This is a genomic window from Streptomyces katrae (assembly GCF_000966975.1).
Lineage (GTDB): Bacteria > Actinomycetota > Actinomycetes > Streptomycetales > Streptomycetaceae > Streptomyces > Streptomyces katrae.
In genome coordinates this window covers 1-543 of the sequence record NZ_JZWV01000072.1, presented here as the reverse complement: position 1 = coordinate 543, position 543 = coordinate 1, and the positions used below count along the sequence as shown (strand labels likewise).

Genomic DNA, 543 nt, shown 5'->3' with positions numbered 1-543 from the left:
TCGTACTCCTCCCGGGCCTCCTCGGCCCGCTCCCGTGCCGCGTCCCGGGCCGCCGCCAGCCGGTCGATCTCCGACTGGGCCGCCCCCGCCCGGGACCGGGCCGCGCCCAGCCGCCCGGTCAGCCGGGCCAGCTCCTCGCGCCGGTCGGCGACGGCCCGGGCGGCGTCCCGCAGCCGCCGTTCCTCCTCCGCGAGGGCCCGCTCCAGCTCGGCCCGGTGCGCGGCGGTGTCCTCCAGCGCCCGTTCGGAGGCTTCGAGGGCGGCGGTCAGCTCCGCCTCCTGCTCCCTGATCCGCGCGGCCTCCCGCTCCATGTCCTCCGGGTCACGGCCGCGCCGCTCCTCCTCCACCGGCGCCGACGCGCTCCTTACCCGTGCCTGCGCCAGCGATTCCGTACCGCGGACCCGCTCGGCCAGCTGTGCCAGCTCGTGCCAGGTCTGCTGGGCCCGCTGGAGCCTGGGCGCGAGGCGGCGTACCGATTCCTCCAGCTCGGCCTCGCGGCGCAGCGCCTCGGCGAGGTCCCGCTCGGCGGACTCCTTGCGCTCC

At 78.6% G+C, this 543-nt stretch carries 1 pseudogene; it reads right to left on the bottom strand.

The window, feature by feature from the left end:
* Nucleotides 1–543: pseudogene (locus VR44_RS03880) on the bottom strand (chromosome segregation protein SMC); the annotation flags it as partial.